The organism is Moritella yayanosii (assembly GCF_900465055.1).
In the GTDB taxonomy this organism is placed as follows: Bacteria; Pseudomonadota; Gammaproteobacteria; order Enterobacterales; family Moritellaceae; genus Moritella; species Moritella yayanosii.
Genome location: NZ_LS483250.1, coordinates 407,514 through 425,069, shown reverse-complemented (window position 1 = coordinate 425,069; position 17,556 = coordinate 407,514). Strand labels below are relative to the sequence as shown.

The window sequence follows — 17,556 nt, the reverse complement described above, 5'->3', positions numbered from 1 at the left end:
ATTATTCTCATTAAGACATAGTCTATTATAAAAAATAAAAAGGATTTGTTGTGAAAAAATCTGCCCTTTGCTTTGCCATCTCTTCGGCGCTACTTACTGCTTCATTTGCATCACATGCTGCAAATGTAAAAGTACTTGATAAAACCCTTTATCCTGCTGCAAACTTTCTTGCATATACAGAATTCGAATTATCCGGTGAACCACTTGCTGAAGCGCTCGGTTTAGACCTTGATGTTTTAGATCCTAACCAAGTTGATCAACCTACTGCTTTTGATTACGCCGCGGGTATTGAAAGCTACGAGTATTCTGAAGAAGCGATGTACGCGTTAAACTACCAGTCTTCTATGGGTCCTCACCTAGTAAATGGTCCAGTTAACCAAGCGCGTGGCGGTTCTCTTGCTGACTTAGGTAAACGCTTCATCTCACTTGCAGGCGCAGTTGGTTTCCCAAGTGAAGAAATCCCACTAAACATGTACCCTATTTCAGTACCGTACGTTTCAGGTAGCCCTGAATTTGTAGGTAAAGTAGATACAACGAAAGTTAATGGTGAAGAGTTAGAAGTATTATCTGCAACAGGTAAAGCAGCGGTACACAACACAGTGATCCCAGCTTACTTCCGTGACTACAAAACGCTGGCATGGGACAGCGCAAGTTTTGATAAAGCCTTAAACCCAGGCGCAATCGGTAGCATCTTCCTTAAAGAAGTAATGTGGTCACAAGATTTCCTCGGTGGCATGCACGTTACAACAACAGATGAAGAAGTTGAAGCAACATCAAGCACAATGGATCAAGACGGTAAACACAGCCTTGGTGTATCTGCTGCCGATGGTTTCAACGGTATGATCTTAACTGAAATGTCAATAGACAAACTGCTTATCCTGCAACAGCAACTTGGCTTTGACGGGAAGAACCTCGGTGTTAAATTCGGTCCTGACTACGATGCATCTAAAAACCCAATCTGGTTTGCACACAAAGTAGCAGTTAAAGAAACACAAAAGAACAACGTAAATAACATCGGTAAATTAACAGTTACAGATGGTTCATCATCACTACGTGATACGTGGATGTTATTATGGCCTGTAAGTGAATTCTATGCATTTACTGACCAACGCACAGCCAATACTGCACAAAACCCAGCGTTTAAAGCTGTATTTGATGGCAAACCATTTGCTGCCGCACCAAAACAAAATATCGATGGAAAAACAAACAACAATGTAGCTGCTGACGATGCATTCTCTCTTGCAAGCAACATTGCTAACCTATCGTTCCAAAATTTAGCAAATCTACATTTCAACAAAAAAGCGGGTACGTTTGTAACGAAATACGACGGCAAGCAAAATGCGCAAGTTGAAACATTTGACGCTGCATATAGCATCGTCGCACTATCTATTTACCAACGTTCACAAGATGCACTACCTGTTGGTTATGCAGCGGCAGCCGGCGGTGATGTAGACCTAGAAACACCTCAAGGTAAACAAGCACTTGGTCTAATCAAAGCGCAAGCAGATTTCATCGTTAACACCTTAGTGGCAAAAAACGGTCTAGTATATGACGGCGCGACGCTTAGTTCATCAGTGAATAATACGGTTAAATCAGTAGATAAAAATCAGTCACTTGACGCACAGTTTGCTGCAATCCGTGGTTTAGTTTCTGCATACCTTGCAACACAAGATGATACTTACAAGCAAGCTGCACGTTCTATCTTCCTCGCGGTAGAGAAAAACATGTTTGACGCTGAGTTAGGTACGTGGGCACAAACGCCGGGTAAAGCAACAATTCACACACCGTTAACGGCTGCGGCAATCTCGGGTGGTTTACGTGAAACGATGCTTCACCTTACTAACGAAGAAGGCGAACACGTACCAGCACTAGAACTACAACACTTAACTGAGCGTTACACTGCTTGGTTCAAGAAAGTAGTTAACGGTGGTCAACAATTAGCAGAATGGGTTGGTGATTCAGGTGAAAACTTACTGAAAAACAGTTCAACTACCGATTCAGACAATGATGGCGTACAACAAGTAACAGGTGCTGGCGGTAAATACGGTACAGCACAAACAATGGCAGCAAAAGTGTCGGTTAGTGCAAACTAGCCTCACCCTTTTGGCAATGAACAGCCATCTCGCAGCACACTTGTTAATTAACGTGTATTGATTAATGCAAATGTTGCGACACTAAAATAACAGTTGCAAAAAGGGATGAGTATTTACTCAGCCCTTTTCGCGTTTTCATTCCGTCGATATGAATAAGGTTTTATCATGTCAGTTCAAGTAGCAACCCCAACCGGTGATAATATCTGGTCACGTTTACAGTGTCATTTTAAACGTCTCGCTTTTCAGCATAAGAAAGCCGAAGCAATATTATATTTGATGTTCCTGTCAGGACTTTTACTGTGGCCATTTATTACTATTCCATGGCAAGTCGAGCGCACTGTGTTACTAATGCATATGCTTGCAGGTATTAGCATCTTCCCTACTTTTGTTGGTAGTTTCTGGCTGTCTCACCGAAATCTTATTCAAAACAGTAATAAAAAATTCTTACGTCAAACCGGTACCATTATCGAATACTTGCTCATTGCTTGTACCCTTACCGGTATCTACCTTACTTTTTGGGGTAACACGGGTAATAACTTCAGTATCCTCATGCAAGATATTCATTTTTACAGCTCATGGCTGCTTGCCCCGCTTGTTCTTCGCCACGCATGGCGCTGGACTGTGATCAAATTATTTAGGAAGTCTTAATATGTTTGCCAGTTTTTTAATCACTTTTCGTGAAGGACTTGAAGCCTTCCTACTCGTTGGCATTATACTTTCTTACTTAGCAAAGCTTGGTCAATCAAAACACAACAAACTTATCTATCTGGGTGTTGCGCTCGGTTTGATTGCCTCATTAATTGTCGCTTTCATTTTTCAATTCGTTGTCGATCAGTTCGATGCGCATGAATACCGTAATTTATTAATGGCAGGTATTTTAGGCTTTGCGACCTTGGTACTCACCTACATGGCAATTTGGATGCAACGCCAAGCCAAAACCCAAGTCTCTAACATGCAGCAGAACATTCGCGAAATATTAACGACAGGCAATGTCTTTGGTTTAATCTTTTTGGCTTTTCTGGCGGTCATGCGCGAAGGCTTTGAAACCGTGCTATTTTTCTCGGCGTTGATGTATTCAGGTCAAGGCGATTTCTCACTACAAGATGGGTTAATCGGTGCAGGCGCAGGTTTAATCGCATCACTGATATTAGTTATCGTACTGATGCGTGGTACCCGTAAAGTACCACTACAAGCATTTTTTAAATGGACTAGCTTGCTGATTATCATTATTGCCGCTGGCCTATTGTCTTCGGCAAGTAACATGCTACAAAGCGCAGACGTGTTACCGGTATTCCAGACTGCCGTGTTTGATATTAGTCATATCCTTGATGATCAAGGCGTATTCGGTACTTTCTTACGGGCTTTATTTGGTTATAATTCATCACCAAATTTATTACCGCTTGTTATTTGGTTCGTTTATTTAGCGATATTCACCGTGTTTTGGCACCGTGGATACCAAGTACCAGCTAAAACAGCTGCAACTTAAGTATTAAAGCCAACGCTAGATAATATATACATAGTCGGTGGTATAAACAAAAACAGCTGTTGCAAGCATGAATGCCTGCGCAAGCCCACGATAAGTTTATTCTACCTACTAAAAACTAAAAATATGAATCATTGAGTAAATAATGTCGAAACAAATTGTAATTTTAGGCGCAGGTCCTGCTGGACTCATGGCCGCATGGGAATTTAATCAAGCCGGTTACCAAGTAACTATTCTAGAACGTGAAGAGTTTGTTGGTGGCATGTGCGCAACGCAAACTTTCCAAGGTGAAAAAGGGGAATACCGCTTTGACTACGGTGGCCATCGCTTTATTACTAAAAACCCGAAACTATTACAGTTTATCGATGACTTAATGACTGATGATCTGCTGTATGCAGAGCGTACCAGTGTGATCCGTTTTAAAGGGCGTACCTACAACTACCCGCTGGCGATTGGTAACTTATTACGTAATGCGCCGATAAGTTTATTAGCCGGAGCGGCCATTGATCTGGTTTTCAAATTGCCTTTCCAAAAACGCCCAAATGAACAAAGCACCAGTAACTTTGCCGAATGGATTGAAACCCGTTTTGGCACCACCTTATACAAAAATTTCTTTGAAGGTTACACCAGTAAACTATGGGGTATCGACCCGCGTCAATTATCAGCCGACTGGGCATCGCAACGAATTAGCTTGTTAGATTTAAAAGATGTGGTACGTCGCCTGATCCCTAAGCGAGGCGCAACACCACGCACTTACGCAAAAAAATACCGCTATCCAAAACTCGGCTTTGGCCAGATGTACACCAAGCTTGCTGACAAACTGCAAGCACAAGGTGTCACCATTGTTCGAGGCGCTAATATCACCGCATTAGAGCAAGGTCGTGATGCGCTTAAAAATAATGATCTTAATAAGATAAATAGCATTGATGCTGTCACTTATGAGCTTAACGGTGAAACACATTCCATTAATTGTGATCACGTGGTCGGCACTATTCCTTTACCTGTGGTCTGTAAATTAACCGGGTTTGACTCTGGCCTAACTTACCGCTCTCTGCGCTTTTTCAATATGCCGATGGATATAGAAAACGTGTCACAAAATACCTGGCAGTACCTGTCTGATCCAGAGTTAATCGGTACGCGTTTGCAAGAACCACGTCGTCGTTCGCCATTCATGGCACCCAAAGGGCAAACGTCAGTGATGATCGAGATCCCGTGTAATAAAGGTGATGATGTTTGGCATATGGACAACGACAAACTATTAAAACGCGTAAAACAAGATCTTGATCATCTAGGTATCCCAGATGTAAGTACCGGTGAATTTTTTACTACTTACACCGAATACGCTTATCCTATGATGGATGTGAGTTATAACGCTAAACGTGAACGTGCCATCACTCATCTTAACCAATTTGGCAACTTGGTTATGACAGGTCGCCAAGGTACTTTCCGTTACATCTTTACTGATACTGCGATGGAAATGGGCTTAATGGCAGCAGAAGGTATTATTAAGGGTGAAGATAATCGCCGCCAGATCTTTGACCACCGTAACGAAAAAACCGTGATTGAAGTACAAAGCATTATGGATGATAAAAAAACGCCAGAGGGAAAACATGTCACTTAAACCGACTATACTATTGACCAAAATAAACACTAAACATACAGCTAATAAAACGACTATAAACAGAAACTTAGCATCACTGTTATTCAGTTTTTTGGTATTGTTATTTAGTGCGCAAAGCTTTGCGTATTCTTATGCTGCAGCGGGTAAAGAGCCGTTAATTGAGGGTCGTGAGGCCTTGTTAAAAGCGTTATCGGCAAATGATTATAGTGCCGTACAGACTGCCTATGATTCGATGCAAAAAGAGTTTGTTTATTTTAACGAACACCATGGACTCGCTGTCGATGAACAAATGCAAACCGCAATCACCAACAAAGATCAACAAGGTGTCGCAACAGCATTAATCACCACGATAAAAGCCGAAGTCATGCGCCGTCTCGACGGTGCAGAGCAAAACATCAATGAATATCAAGTGGCTAAAGTGCTGGTTGTCAAAAGTAAGTTATTCATTGATTTACTTGCTGCCGATTTAACTGCCGACAATCGCCAACAGGCCGATAAAGCTATTCGCGGCGCCCTTGCATCGATTGGTAATCCGGGGGTATTTGGTGTGGGCCAAAAACCTGCAGACTTAACGCGCTACATTGAATACCGCACTAGTTTACAAGCGGCATTACAATTTACATTACCCGATGCACCAACCAAATAATACGCTTTGGCGCGCTGATTTAATCGTCGGTATTAGCTTAATAGCCTGCATTGCAGGCTATTTTGGTTTACTCAATTATTACAGCTTTGATATTAGCAGTGATGATGCGCTTTATTTTCAGCGGGCCTTGAGCCACTTTTCAGTATTAGAGTTTAGCCCTCACTTTCCCGGTTACCCTGGTTTTGTTTGGCTAGAACGACTTATCAGCGCAATAAGTTCACATCCCAACAGCAATGTATTACTCAGTTTCCTTTCTGCAATAGCGTTAACCTTCAGTGTTTTTGTGTATTGCTATCAACGTATGCGCATAAAATCATTTGCATTATTTTCAGTGCTACTTTTTTTACTACAAGGCAACATTGCCGAATTGGCCTTTAACGGTTTATCAGACGCTTCCGCCCTGTGGTTCTTTAGCTTATATTTATTATTAACCCGTTTTCATCTACCGCTCGGCTCAAGCCCTTTATTAAAGACTCGATTACATTGGGTATTACAGTCTATTTTACCAAGACAAACATTTAGAGCTGTTGTTAGTGGGTTATTATTAGCGGCATGTTTAGCAACCAGGCCTTCTTATTTACCGCTAGTAGCCAGTGCTATGTTGCTAGGACTGTGTTATCACCGTCAACGTAGACAAGGTTATCAACAACTAGGCTGGCAGATATTCAGTATTACCCTGGTAGGCATCCTTTGCGCGCTCTATGTGTTCATGCAAGACGGTTGGGCCTATATTGAGGAAGGTCGGCGATTCACCCAAGGTCACTTTACGATTTGGGGTAATACCACCAGTGCCACAGACTCGCGATTAAGCCAATGGCTAACTACATTAACCAATACTTATTCCGCTCTCGGAGTAATATTATTGACCTCAATGCTAAGCGTTGGTTTATATTTACCAAAAACCCGTGGATTAAGTATTCTGGTGTGTTGCTGGTTTGCCTGGATCATCCGCGGGCAGAATCCAGAAAATATTCGTCACTTAGCCGTTTTCAGTTTATTGTTACCGATTATCTGCGCGCAACTCATTGAACACGTTTACCAAACTCAGCGTATGCGCCCTGCTCTATACATATTGAGTTTTATCTTACTTGTCACACTGGGTTATCACAGCCTCAAACAATTCACCCAACAAAGAAATGCCCCTGTATTACAAGCGACTCAGTTCTTTAACACAATCAACAAGCAGCAAATCATCATCAGTAATTATAATATTGATAATTTACGGCATAACCTGCCCCAACATGTGATTTTAGACCGTCATTATCAAAGCAGCAGTAATTACCAAGCACAGCAGCAAGGCTACTGGCGACTGAGCAGCAATAAACTAAGCACTGATAAACTGGATATTGATAAACTAAATACAGATAAACCCGTTAACGGCAATTTAGTGGCATTGTTTAAAGGCCGTTTTCTTGGCGAACGAAATTTATACCTATATTACTTTGATCTTAATCATTTAATCACGCGAACATAGCTACACATATTGCACTATGATTTCAACACGATATAATGATAACCATTCTTAATCGTAATACCTCGTTTCCCCACCAAGATACCGTAGATCTATGCATATAAATATTTTTTCTAAATTAATGTTCGCTTTGTTACTCTTAACAAGCCAATCGCTTTATGCCAGTACTGTTTATACAAATAACAGTGATACCAATATTCGTTATTCGAATACGAAAAGTAACAGTTTATTATTATCTGTAGATGGGTCGCAGTTTATTAGTGCAAACATGGATGCGGGTAGCGTCAGTATTATCGATGCTGAAAGTGGTGAGCTATTAACAGAACAAGCGCTGGGCAAAGATCTACGTCGACTTGCATTAGATCCAATCCATAATCAATTATTGGTCAGTGACTATCTTGCCGATCAACTTTACCTCATTGATGCTAAAAGCCTTAAACTAATTAAAACCATCAAAACAGGCTATCGCCCGTTTGGTATTGTTTATGATGAATATAACAAACAATATTACGTGACATTGTTTGAAGCTAAACAGCTAATAACCGTTTCAACTGATGGTGACATAACCGCAACAACACAAACCGCAGATACGCCACGTGGTCTTGCGTTAGCAAATGATGGTCGTTTGTTTGTTACTCACAGCATGACAGGTCAAGTGTCTATCTATAATACTCGCACACCAACGCTCGAATTAAACAAAATAATTCAACTTAGCGATACGCCTGTACATAACTCTCGTGCCACACCACAAGGTAAGCCACGGGTATTAGATAACATTGCGATATCTCCAGATGGCACACAAGCTTGGATACCGCATGTATTGTGGTCGTTTACACAAGACTTCCAGTTTCAATCAACCGTCTTCCCAACGATTTCGTTACTTGATTTAACACCAGGAAAAGAAAAAGAATTAGTTGATAAACGTAAGCAACTATTCAAACAAATAAACATTATTGAGAACAACAATACCACGCGTATAGTTTCTAATCCGCATGATGTTGCGTTCCGTGAAGACGGCAAAAAAGTATTTATTACCCTGTCAGGATCAGAAGACCTGCTGGTGTTTGATTTATCTCGCCAAGGTAAAATAGGTAAAAAATCTAAACGCCATCGCCGTACTAAATTACAAGGCGGTGTGAAAGCGACACAAATTTACCGTCATATTCCAGGGTCTAATCCGCGCAGTTTGATTGCCAAAGGCGGCACCTTGTATGTACAAAATGCCATGTCGCATGATCTGGTTAGTTTTGACATAAGTGGTCAAGGTCCTTTCGCCAAAGTAAAATTAGCGGAAGCTCAATTTGCCCAGTTAATTAGTAAAGATCCCATCGCACCAGAACTACGCTTGGGTAAAACACTGTTTAATCTTGCGAATAGCGATAAGTTTGAAAACGCTGCCATGGCTGGTGATTTTTGGATGAGCTGTAACTCTTGTCACCTAGACGGGTTTAACTTCACCAACAAATACTTATTAGCCGATGGCACCAAAGACGTCAAGAAAAACGCGATGACGGGTCACATTGGGCTAGCTAGCATGATTGCGGGTGATCCTATCGAAGCCTATATCGATATGATCCAAAAAACTCAAGGTGGTATGGGAGCAGATCCGAAGAAGCCGGAGTTACCGAAAATTGATCCCAAATCCCCACCTGCAGATATTGTGCGCTTAATGTCGGCATTAAACCTGTACGTGACAACCAAAGAGAATTTACCTTACCTATCAACTTGGTTACGTTTTGATGACGAACGTAAGTTCACCCACAAGTCTGATTGGTTAAATTCGGCCAGTTGTGAATCATGTCATAGCACGCTTTATAAACAGTGGGCAGACTCCAATCATGGCATGCATATGGATAGCCCTTACTATCGTTTCCAGGAAAACCTTGCAGCAGAATCAGAAGGGGAACCGTTTAGAAACTTATGCCGTGGTTGTCATGCCCCGCAAACGATTTTAAATAATAATACCGCGCCGCTGACTCATCTTAATAGCATGTATGAAAAAGAAGGGCAGAGCCTACGCGATGCACTAAGAGAAGGTCTACCCGTAGACGAAACCGGTACCAGCTGTGTTTTCTGCCACCGTATTACTAAAGCCGAAGATGCAGGCGGTAATACCGATCTTACCGTTAACCTAAAAGATCGTGCGGAATATTTGTTTGAGTTTTCCAGCAACCCAGCATTAAAATTCATTGCGGAAGCGCAAATCAATGCGTCACCACAACAGCACAAAGACAGCTATTCAAATCCAGAATTGTACAAAAGCTCATTATATTGTGCAACCTGTCATAATGAATTCACTCCCGGCCAAGGTGCTAATGTAAATAACAACTATGGCGAATGGCAAGCATCTAAATTTAACGCACCAAACAACCCTGAACAGAACAAAACCTGTATCGATTGCCACATGCGTTTAGACATGACTGATTTCGATAACAAAGTACCGGGTCAAGCCACCGATAACGGACCTATTAAGCCAAACTTAATCGCGCATAACTTTATTGGTGGTAACTACTACTTCTCGGATATGCGCTCGAAAGAGCACGGTAAACTCAGTCGTGATATTTTACGCAACGCCCTACTACTTGACGTTGAAACCAGTGCCGATGGACGTAATATCAACGTTAAAGTAACAAACCATAATACCGGCCATAAAATGCCGGGTGGCGCACGTCGTCAAGTATGGGTTGATCTCGTCGTAACGGATAGCAAAGGCATAGCGCGTTTAGTGAGTGGTCAGTTAAACGATGGTTACTTACCAAAAGACAGCCGGGTATTTGCTAAAAAATCCGGTTACATGCATGGCGAACCGGTTGGTCTTAAGTTCTGGCGCGTAGAAAAGATTCTATCAGATACCCGTATCTCTCCTGATGAAACTCGTGTTGAATCATTTGAACTACCCGAAGGTATCAGCTATCCAATCACAGTAGTCGCTAAAATAAACTACCGTTCATTCTCTAAGCCACTGACAAGTAAGGTTCAAGCAGCCTTCCCTGAGCAAAACATACCTTTTGCTGATGTGATTGAGATAAATAAAATAACTAAGGTTTTCCAACAACCATAGTCAATACACCTTCATTCAGCCGTAGTAGATACTAAGTCTATTGCGGCATAAATTTATTCACCTAGTCAAAATACAATACGTTTCGTTAATAAAATAATAGTACTGCACAACACAGTACCAATCACTTTCTCACACATAGTAATGAACAGTTACCTATATTGACTAAATAATTAGCCTTTTTGACAATTACGCATAAGCTTATAGGTACCTTTATTAATAAAGTATTCTTTATGCTCTCATATATCGCTAAACAACCAATCCTAAATAGCACCCGTCACGTTGTCGCTTATGAACTGTTATATCGTGATAGTTTAGAGAATACCTTCCCGATCATAAATGCCGAAATAGCAACACAGCGCTTAGTTCACGAGCACTTATTGAGTTCTAATATTAATAAACTTGTTGATAACAAGCCCTACTTTATCAACTTTACAGAGCAAAGTATTCTCGATGGTTTGCCTCATAAACTCATCAACAAGCCAATTGTGGTTGAAGTTCTCGAGGACGTACCACCAACAAAGGCTATATTAAAGGCGCTAAAACAATTAAAAACTATGGGGTTTACCATTGCATTGGATGATTTTATATATTCAGAAGATTGGCTGCCATTTTTCGGCGTTGTTGATATTATCAAATTTGACATTACCCTGACCTCATTTAAAGAAATTAAAGCACTAAAACCATTATTAGCGAAACATGAGATAAGTATATTAATAGAAAAGATAGAAACAGAGCGCCAATTTAAACAAGCCCAGAATCTGCAAAGCACATATTTTCAAGGTTATTTATTCTCTGAACCAGAGATAGTATTAAATGAAATTAATAGTCGAGATACACCAACAACACAGATGACAAGCGCAATATTATACGCTCATCACCGGGGCACTTAATCATGCCAGAATAATAACGAGTGAATATGACTAAGCGCTCGCGTTGCCATTCATAAAATGCTTACGGCACAAGGATACGTAGAGCTCATTACCACCAATTTCAACTTGTTCGCCTTCTCTTAATACCACGCCAATATCACTCACTCGAGCATTCATGTGCGCTTTATTACCACACCAGCAAATGGTTTTAAGTTCTTCAACTTTATCAGCCAGACACATCAAATGGTACGAACCTTCAAACATCTCTAATTTAAAATCTGTTTTTAAGCCATAAACAAGCACAGGGATGTGCAGTTGGTCAACAACATTGGCTAATTGATAAACCTGTTCTCGCGTTAGGAATTGACCTTCATCAATGATAAATACATCGATTTTTTTATTTTCTAATCGGGTAGAAACAGTAGTAAATAAATTGGTATCTTTCTCAAACACTTCAACTTCTAATTTTAAGCCAACACGCGCACCAATAACACCCTTGCCATAACGACTATCACACTCAGGTGTCATTGCTAATGGGTACATACCACGTTCAATATAATTAAAGTGTGCTTGGATTAATTGTGTTGATTTACCCGAATTCATAGCTGCAAATTTGAAATGCAAAGATGCCATTTTATACCCTCAAAAAAAACGCCTGTATCAACAGGCGTATATAATTATATCTCATTAGCACTGTTCATTATAAACAGCGTGTTTTTAATGTTTTATTAAACTTTACGACTTATTCGAGACATAATAGCAACCACCACTGTAAATGCAATTGTTGACGCGATAAAGCCCGATAGTACAGAACTTGTTACACCTAGCACTAAATAACCAATCGCACTAACTAACGCAACAGATAATGCATATGGAAGTTGAGTCATTACATGGTCCATATGGTGACAGTTAGCACCCGTTGACGATAAAATCGTAGTATCAGAGATAGGTGAACAATGATCGCCAAATACAGAACCCGCAAGCACAGATGCTAACATAGGTAACATCAACGATATTTCAGTACCCGCAGCCATATCGCCCGCGATTGGTAACATGATACCGAATGTGCCCCAACTTGTACCCGTTGCAAAGGCCATAAAGCCAGCTAATACAAACATAATAATTGGTAATAGACTCATTGGGATTGAATCACCCACTAATGCAGCCAGGTATTTACCGGTTTCCATAGAACCAATAGTCGAACCAATTGCCCACGCGAAGAATAAGATATAAACCGCGGGTAGCATTGATTTAGCACCGTGGAAACTTGCTTGTGCTAGTAATGAAATAGACACACCAGAAATAAGGCTTAGCACGAGTGCCACAACAAGACCTGATAATGCACCAAACACTAAAGAACTACCGACATCTGTATTTTCAAATGCACCTAGAATATCAAATGCTTTACCACCCGCAGCTAGTGTCGATGCACCCGAGTTGATCATAAAGAAGATAGTCGCAAAAATAAGCACTAAAATAGGTAGAATTAGACCTGAAATATGACCACCTTCCGCTTCTTTTAGCTCTACAGTTGAACCTGCTGGATTGCCTTTTTTAGCATCAAACAACTCACCATTTTTTGCCGCTTCTTCTTCTTTTGCCATCAAGCCAAAATCAAGGTTGAAGCAAGCAACCGCAAACACCATTGCGATAGCAAAGATAGCGTAGAAGTTCATTGGTATCATTTGTACGAATGCCGCCAGAGGGCTGATATCCGTAATAGCGTGAGTGGCTAAAATACCACCTATAACGGCAATGATATAAGCACCCCAACTTGATATTGGCGTTAATACACACATAGGTGCTGCGGTTGAATCAAGTAAGTAAGCTAATTTAGCACGAGAAACTTTATAACGGTCTGTCAGCGGACGACTGACGCTACCCACAGCAAGGCTGTTAAAGTAATCATCCACAAAAATGAAAACACCTAAAAATGCAGTTAATAGTATACTACCACGACGTGTCGTGATTTTTTGTTTCGCCCAATCAGCAAATGCACTGGTTGCGCCACTTACCATCATAATACTCGTTAACATACCCAGTATTAATAAGAATACGATGATTGATAGATTCCAAGTATTGAACGAACCTATTTCCCAGAACGAGCCCTTGCTCGCATCACCCGATTCCCAAACCAAACTTAATGATAAGTCTGCAAGGTGTTTAGCTGCATTAACAATATTAAAGTCTGTTAAAAATAGAGCGCCAAGTAAAACACCACAACCAAGTGATAACAATACTTTACGAGTAAGAATGGCTAATGTAAGTGCAACTAGAGGTACGACTAGCGATAACGCTGAGTCTGAATAATTAATGAGTTCCATGATCCCTTTGACCTAATAATTTTTACAGGGAACGACTAAACAAGACAGATGAGATGTGCAATAAGGATATTTACAAATATGATAAGTGTAAAAATTACCCATATACTCTTCTATTCCAGTAGCGCCCCATAGTTAATTTAAAATTGACTATGACAGTGATGTCTCTATTCGGACACATCCCCAGAATGAATACTTTTAGCTTAGAAATTCATTCTTCGGCGCAATTCCCTTTTGTGTCGTTATTATCGGAGCTACCTAAATAACACTACTGATGAGTTGCGCACCTCTACTTAGGAGGAAGCCAGATAATAGCAGATAACGCCACCACTTCAAGCGATAATCAGCGTTAACGTCCGCATATAAATCCATATATGACACAAAAACCTGACACGATACCCAATTTTTCCACCTAAAGTATATCAACTTCAAATAATAGACCATTAAATAGTTTAAAAACAATATCTGCACTAATGTCCGCACTATAGTTTAAAGTTACATTTATGGTTTACATAATTAATCCATACCCGTTAATTTTATAAATAAATATAAAGACGTTTCTAATATTTATTTGGCTATAATATATTAATTGTATTAGAGTATATTAATTGTATTAGAGTATATTTATTATATTAGAGTATATTTATTATATTAAAGTATTAACATTTACTCATCCCTGTCTACTTTTAGGTATTAATTATGAATGATTTTATTAAAATATTTTTAAATGCACGTAGCCTGCGCGCTACGACAAGAGAATTAAGCGTTGAACAACTAGAAGAAGTTTTAATTAAATTCACTACGATTGTAGATGAAAGAAAAGAAGCTGATGCCGTTGAATTAGAAAATCAGCAAGCAAAACAAGCTAAAATGACCGAGATCTTATTACAACTTAAAGAAAATGGCATTAGCCCTGAAGAATTAGTAGGCTTAACTGATTCAACAGCTGAAAAAGCAAAAAATAAAACTAAACGAGGCCCTCGTCCTGCAAAATACGCATATAATTTCAATGGCGAACCTAAAACATGGACAGGCCAAGGCCGCATGCCTTTACCACTCCAAGAAGTAATGAATGAAAAAGGCTCGATTGAAGAATTCTTAATATAGCGGGATATTTGTGACACAATTTGTATTACATCCACAACTTGCTGCTGATACCAGCCTTGTTGGTGAATTTCCATTATGTCAGGTCCTACTGGCTAATGATGGTAATTTTCCATGGTTAATTTTAGTACCTAAAATTAATAATATCAGCGAATTTCATGAATTAACTGATGAACAACAAGTTCAGTTTTTATCTGAATCTAACGCTGTCAGTAAACTATTAAAAGACGGATTAAGCGCCGACAAGATCAATATTGCAGCGTTAGGTAATATGGTGCCACAGTTACATATCCATCATGTTGCACGCTTTAAACACGATGCTTGCTGGCCGAAACCAATTTGGGGTCAAATACCAGCAATCAGTAGAACAGCGCAACAGACCCTACAATTAGTCACCATGATTTCAAGTAAGCTTCAAGCTGGCTTTGTCACTCATAAAGGTTAATAACGCTAGACATTATCAGCGTCAAGCATCTATTCCAATCTGATGCTTGACGTCATTGCGATTTATTTCCCTTCATTATTCAAATACACCGATGGTCGTTTCAATAATGGCGCGAGCATTGACTCCAGTCCATTCAGCTTTACCTCATACATGAGTGCAAGTTGTTGCCCTAGTTTAGAATCTGGAAAGCCATTACTGTGAAACCAAACTAAATAAGGTTCAGGCAATTCAAGTAATAAACGTCCTCGGTATTTACCAAATGGCATCATGGTATTAATTGCTTCAATCAATGCTTGTTGTGACATATTAAATCCAATATTAATTAATAACTTAGTAAAAATTTGATATACTTTTCGATAAGGTAAGCTAATCATTAGATAATTAACCTATGTAGGTTATTACTACTATATATTTATTTTATCATGAGATGATTACGTCACTATTTGTAATTTTTGTTAAACAATCCGGCTGGCATTTTCGCTATTTGAAAATTAATCATATATTCAAATGCAGTCAGCAAAGGCTGATATTTCTCTTTATCTTTGTCTAAGGTTGAAAGCAATAAAAAACCCGCTTCAACAGTCGATAAACCGCCTTCAACAGACGTTTGTCTTATTGTATATTGGCTTTGTTGTTCTGCATTTAATCGCACAGCTGGCAGTTTTTGTAAATTTATTGATGATTGATACATTTTAAACGCTTTACGCCACGTACCATCAAGCAAAATAAAGGTACGTTTAATATTCGCGTCTCGATTGCTACTTTCATTACCCGCTAAATACTCCGCTGCAATACTTTCTTCGCTCGGATAAAGCAAAAAACATTGTCTTGCCCGATCATTTAATATGTCATTAATCTGAGTATTATCAGTAAAATCCTCACCAATTATAATTTGACATTGTGGTAATGAAAGGTTGAGAATACGAGCAGTACCGATCGCATTTTTAACTTCACTTGGGTGTTGTAATATTATTAGTTCAATATCAGAATCGATCACTGTTATGTGCTGACATATACACGCGGCTAATGCTTTATCACATACAGTACACTTTTTTCTTTTGCTCACAACAAACCTAAATATTATGGATTAATAAGATATGCAAATTCAACATCGGTGGTTAAACTGGTTTTTTCTCGGGCTATTATGCCTAATTATATATGCCATTTCAGCCGAAAATATAACCGCGTTAGATTATAACAGGGAATCAATTATTAATGGTGAATACTGGCGCTTGATCAGTGGTAATTTTAACCATACCAATATCTATCACCTGCTCTTAAACTTAGGAGCTTTAGCTGTGATAGGCGGCTTACATTACCGTTATTATAATAGTGCCGCATACACAGGGTTGATTTTACTATTATCAATAGGCGTCGGTGTAGGCATACTGTGGTTATCCCCAAGTACGCATTTATACGTCGGCTTATCCGGTATTTTACATGGCATTATAATTGTTGGTGCAGTAATTGACGTGACGAAGAAATATTATTCAGGTTATGTTTTGATGATTGGTACGATTATCAAAGTAATCAATGAACAACTTTTTAATAGCCCAGTAGAAATAAGTCAATTAATTGAAGCTAGAGTGCTCACAGAGGCGCACCTATATGGCCTTGTGACGGGATTAATCATTGCCCCACTTTATGTTTATCTAAACAAAAAAAAGAGCGCCTGAGCGCCCTTATCGATACCGACTAGAATCTAAGCAGTGGTTAACTTGCTAAGCTGTCGTTGATTTCAGTTAATACTTGCATTGGTGACTCAGCTTGCGTGATAGGACGACCAATCACTAAATAGTCTGCACCAGCAGCTACCGCTTCAACTGGCGTCATGATACGGCGTTGATCACCCGCGGCACTGCCTGCAGGGCGAATGCCTGGCGTAATTAACTGGAATGACTTACCCAATGCTTCTTTAAGCATTGCTGCTTCTTGTGAAGAACAAACAACACCGTCTAAACCACTTTTTTGTGTTAGCGTCGCTAAACGAATAACTTGTTCCGCAGGGGTAATATTAACGCCCATTTGTGCTAAATCTTCTTGTTCCATACTGGTTAGCACAGTCACGGCGATCAAGATTGGTGCTTTATCACCATAAGGTACTAATGCCGCTTTTGCCGCTTCCATCATCCGCTGGCCACCGCACGCATGTACATTCACCATCCATACACCAAGCTCTGCAGCTGCGGCGACGGCTTTCGCCACCGTGTTAGGAATATCATGGAACTTAAGATCTAAGAACACATCAAAGTCACGCGCAACTAATTTACGCACAAATTCAGGTCCAAATAATGTGAACATTTCTTTGCCTACTTTCAGACGACATTGGCTAGGATTAATCTTATCAACAAAATTTAATGCACTTGCTTCATCAGCATAATCAAGTGCGACAACTACTTTACTATCTTGCAACATATTTCTTCCTAAGTCCCGTTACTCATT

Annotated in this window: 16 protein-coding genes and 1 riboswitch; of the genes, 11 read left to right on the top strand and 5 right to left on the bottom strand. The window is 39.9% G+C overall.

The features are described from left to right. Positions 1-50 precede the first annotated feature (50 nt). The 8 genes from MORIYA_RS01945 (at position 51) to MORIYA_RS01910 (ending at position 11,265) form a co-directional block, all read left to right on the top strand. Positions 51-2,093 carry a hypothetical protein gene (locus tag MORIYA_RS01945; RefSeq protein ID WP_112712250.1) on the top strand — a complete coding sequence of 681 codons (2,043 nt, stop codon included), beginning with the start codon at positions 51-53 and terminating at the stop codon, positions 2,091-2,093. A gap of 165 nt (positions 2,094-2,258) precedes the next feature. After that, positions 2,259-2,741 carry a hypothetical protein gene (locus tag MORIYA_RS01940; protein ID WP_112712248.1) on the top strand — a complete coding sequence of 161 codons (483 nt, stop codon included), beginning with the start codon at positions 2,259-2,261 and terminating at the stop codon, positions 2,739-2,741. A gap of 1 nt (position 2,742) precedes the next feature. Further along, on the top strand, positions 2,743-3,579 hold the full coding sequence (locus MORIYA_RS01935; protein ID WP_112712246.1) for an FTR1 family iron permease: 837 nt from the start codon (positions 2,743-2,745) through the stop codon (positions 3,577-3,579). 142 nt (positions 3,580-3,721) lie between these two features. Continuing rightward, positions 3,722-5,197: an FAD-dependent oxidoreductase gene (locus tag MORIYA_RS01930; protein WP_112712244.1), complete on the top strand. Its 1,476-nt coding sequence runs from the start codon at positions 3,722-3,724 to the stop codon at positions 5,195-5,197. Next, complete coding sequence (locus MORIYA_RS01925; protein ID WP_112712242.1) at positions 5,187-5,843, top strand: hypothetical protein; 657 nt, start codon at positions 5,187-5,189, stop codon at positions 5,841-5,843. Before MORIYA_RS01930 ends, MORIYA_RS01925 begins: the two co-directional genes overlap by 11 nt. Continuing rightward, positions 5,827-7,317 carry a hypothetical protein gene (locus MORIYA_RS01920; protein ID WP_112712240.1) on the top strand — a complete coding sequence of 497 codons (1,491 nt, stop codon included), beginning with the start codon at positions 5,827-5,829 and terminating at the stop codon, positions 7,315-7,317. The genes MORIYA_RS01925 and MORIYA_RS01920 overlap by 17 nt, the downstream gene beginning before the upstream one ends. A 91-nt stretch (positions 7,318-7,408) precedes the next feature. After that, positions 7,409-10,375, top strand: a complete 2,967-nt coding sequence (locus MORIYA_RS01915) for a multiheme c-type cytochrome (protein WP_112712238.1) — start codon at positions 7,409-7,411, stop codon at positions 10,373-10,375. A 230-nt stretch (positions 10,376-10,605) separates the two neighbouring features. Then, on the top strand, positions 10,606-11,265 hold the full coding sequence (locus MORIYA_RS01910; protein WP_112712236.1) for an EAL and HDOD domain-containing protein: 660 nt from the start codon (positions 10,606-10,608) through the stop codon (positions 11,263-11,265). Positions 11,266-11,295: 30 nt separating this feature from the next. Here MORIYA_RS01910 and MORIYA_RS01905 read toward each other — a convergent pair whose 3' ends face one another. Continuing rightward, positions 11,296-11,877, bottom strand: a complete 582-nt coding sequence (locus MORIYA_RS01905) for a thymidine kinase (protein ID WP_112712234.1) — start codon at positions 11,875-11,877, stop codon at positions 11,296-11,298. Between the two features lie 95 nt (positions 11,878-11,972). Then, the gene (locus MORIYA_RS01900) at positions 11,973-13,568 is read right to left on the bottom strand and encodes a Na+/H+ antiporter NhaC family protein (RefSeq protein WP_112712232.1); all 1,596 of its coding nucleotides are present in this window, start codon (positions 13,566-13,568) and stop codon (positions 11,973-11,975) included. 111 nt (positions 13,569-13,679) lie between these two features. Beyond that, positions 13,680-13,865, bottom strand: a riboswitch (Lysine riboswitch). A 399-nt stretch (positions 13,866-14,264) separates the two neighbouring features. Between MORIYA_RS01900 and MORIYA_RS01895 the strand changes: the two genes are divergently transcribed. Both MORIYA_RS01895 and MORIYA_RS01890 read left to right on the top strand, forming a co-directional pair. Further along, positions 14,265-14,672: an H-NS family histone-like protein gene (locus MORIYA_RS01895; RefSeq protein WP_112712230.1), complete on the top strand. Its 408-nt coding sequence runs from the start codon at positions 14,265-14,267 to the stop codon at positions 14,670-14,672. A gap of 10 nt (positions 14,673-14,682) precedes the next feature. Next, positions 14,683-15,114, top strand: coding sequence for an HIT domain-containing protein (locus tag MORIYA_RS01890; RefSeq protein ID WP_112712228.1), 432 nt, complete (start codon positions 14,683-14,685; stop codon positions 15,112-15,114). A 62-nt stretch (positions 15,115-15,176) separates the two neighbouring features. On the opposite strand, the gene MORIYA_RS01885 is transcribed toward MORIYA_RS01890, so the two are convergent. Both MORIYA_RS01885 and MORIYA_RS01880 read right to left on the bottom strand, forming a co-directional pair. Then, entirely contained in the window at positions 15,177-15,419 is a 243-nt protein-coding gene (locus MORIYA_RS01885) for a DUF3820 family protein (RefSeq protein ID WP_112718374.1), read from the bottom strand. Between the two features lie 134 nt (positions 15,420-15,553). Further along, positions 15,554-16,180 (bottom strand): tRNA-uridine aminocarboxypropyltransferase, encoded by a 627-nt coding sequence (locus MORIYA_RS01880; protein WP_112712226.1) that lies wholly within the window; start codon positions 16,178-16,180, stop codon positions 15,554-15,556. Positions 16,181-16,211: 31 nt separating this feature from the next. On the opposite strand from MORIYA_RS01880, the gene rrtA reads away from it, so the two are divergent. Further along, positions 16,212-16,790, top strand: coding sequence for a rhombosortase (rrtA, locus tag MORIYA_RS01875; RefSeq protein WP_112712224.1), 579 nt, complete (start codon positions 16,212-16,214; stop codon positions 16,788-16,790). Between the two features lie 37 nt (positions 16,791-16,827). Here the strand turns inward: rrtA and pyrF are convergent, their stop codons facing one another. Beyond that, on the bottom strand, positions 16,828-17,529 hold the full coding sequence (pyrF, locus tag MORIYA_RS01870; protein WP_006034596.1) for an orotidine-5'-phosphate decarboxylase: 702 nt from the start codon (positions 17,527-17,529) through the stop codon (positions 16,828-16,830). Positions 17,530-17,556 lie beyond the last annotated feature (27 nt).

Excerpts from the sequence above, each read along its gene's own strand:
- MORIYA_RS01915 (WP_112712238.1), top strand. The coding sequence starts at position 7,409 with ATGCATATAAATATTTTTTCTAAATTAATGTTCGCTTTGTTACTCTTA.
- rrtA (WP_112712224.1), top strand. The coding sequence starts at position 16,212 with ATGCAAATTCAACATCGGTGGTTAAACTGGTTTTTTCTCGGGCTATTA.
- MORIYA_RS01900 (WP_112712232.1), bottom strand. The coding sequence starts at position 13,568 with ATGGAACTCATTAATTATTCAGACTCAGCGTTATCGCTAGTCGTACCT.
- MORIYA_RS01920 (WP_112712240.1), top strand. The coding sequence starts at position 5,827 with ATGCACCAACCAAATAATACGCTTTGGCGCGCTGATTTAATCGTCGGT.
- MORIYA_RS01895 (WP_112712230.1), top strand. The coding sequence starts at position 14,265 with ATGAATGATTTTATTAAAATATTTTTAAATGCACGTAGCCTGCGCGCT.
- MORIYA_RS01885 (WP_112718374.1), bottom strand. The coding sequence starts at position 15,419 with ATGTCACAACAAGCATTGATTGAAGCAATTAATACCATGATGCCATTT.
- MORIYA_RS01935 (WP_112712246.1), top strand. The coding sequence starts at position 2,743 with ATGTTTGCCAGTTTTTTAATCACTTTTCGTGAAGGACTTGAAGCCTTC.
- MORIYA_RS01940 (WP_112712248.1), top strand. The coding sequence starts at position 2,259 with ATGTCAGTTCAAGTAGCAACCCCAACCGGTGATAATATCTGGTCACGT.
- pyrF (WP_006034596.1), bottom strand. The coding sequence starts at position 17,529 with ATGTTGCAAGATAGTAAAGTAGTTGTCGCACTTGATTATGCTGATGAA.
- MORIYA_RS01905 (WP_112712234.1), bottom strand. The coding sequence starts at position 11,877 with ATGGCATCTTTGCATTTCAAATTTGCAGCTATGAATTCGGGTAAATCA.
- MORIYA_RS01910 (WP_112712236.1), top strand. The coding sequence starts at position 10,606 with ATGCTCTCATATATCGCTAAACAACCAATCCTAAATAGCACCCGTCAC.
- MORIYA_RS01930 (WP_112712244.1), top strand. The coding sequence starts at position 3,722 with ATGTCGAAACAAATTGTAATTTTAGGCGCAGGTCCTGCTGGACTCATG.
- MORIYA_RS01925 (WP_112712242.1), top strand. The coding sequence starts at position 5,187 with ATGTCACTTAAACCGACTATACTATTGACCAAAATAAACACTAAACAT.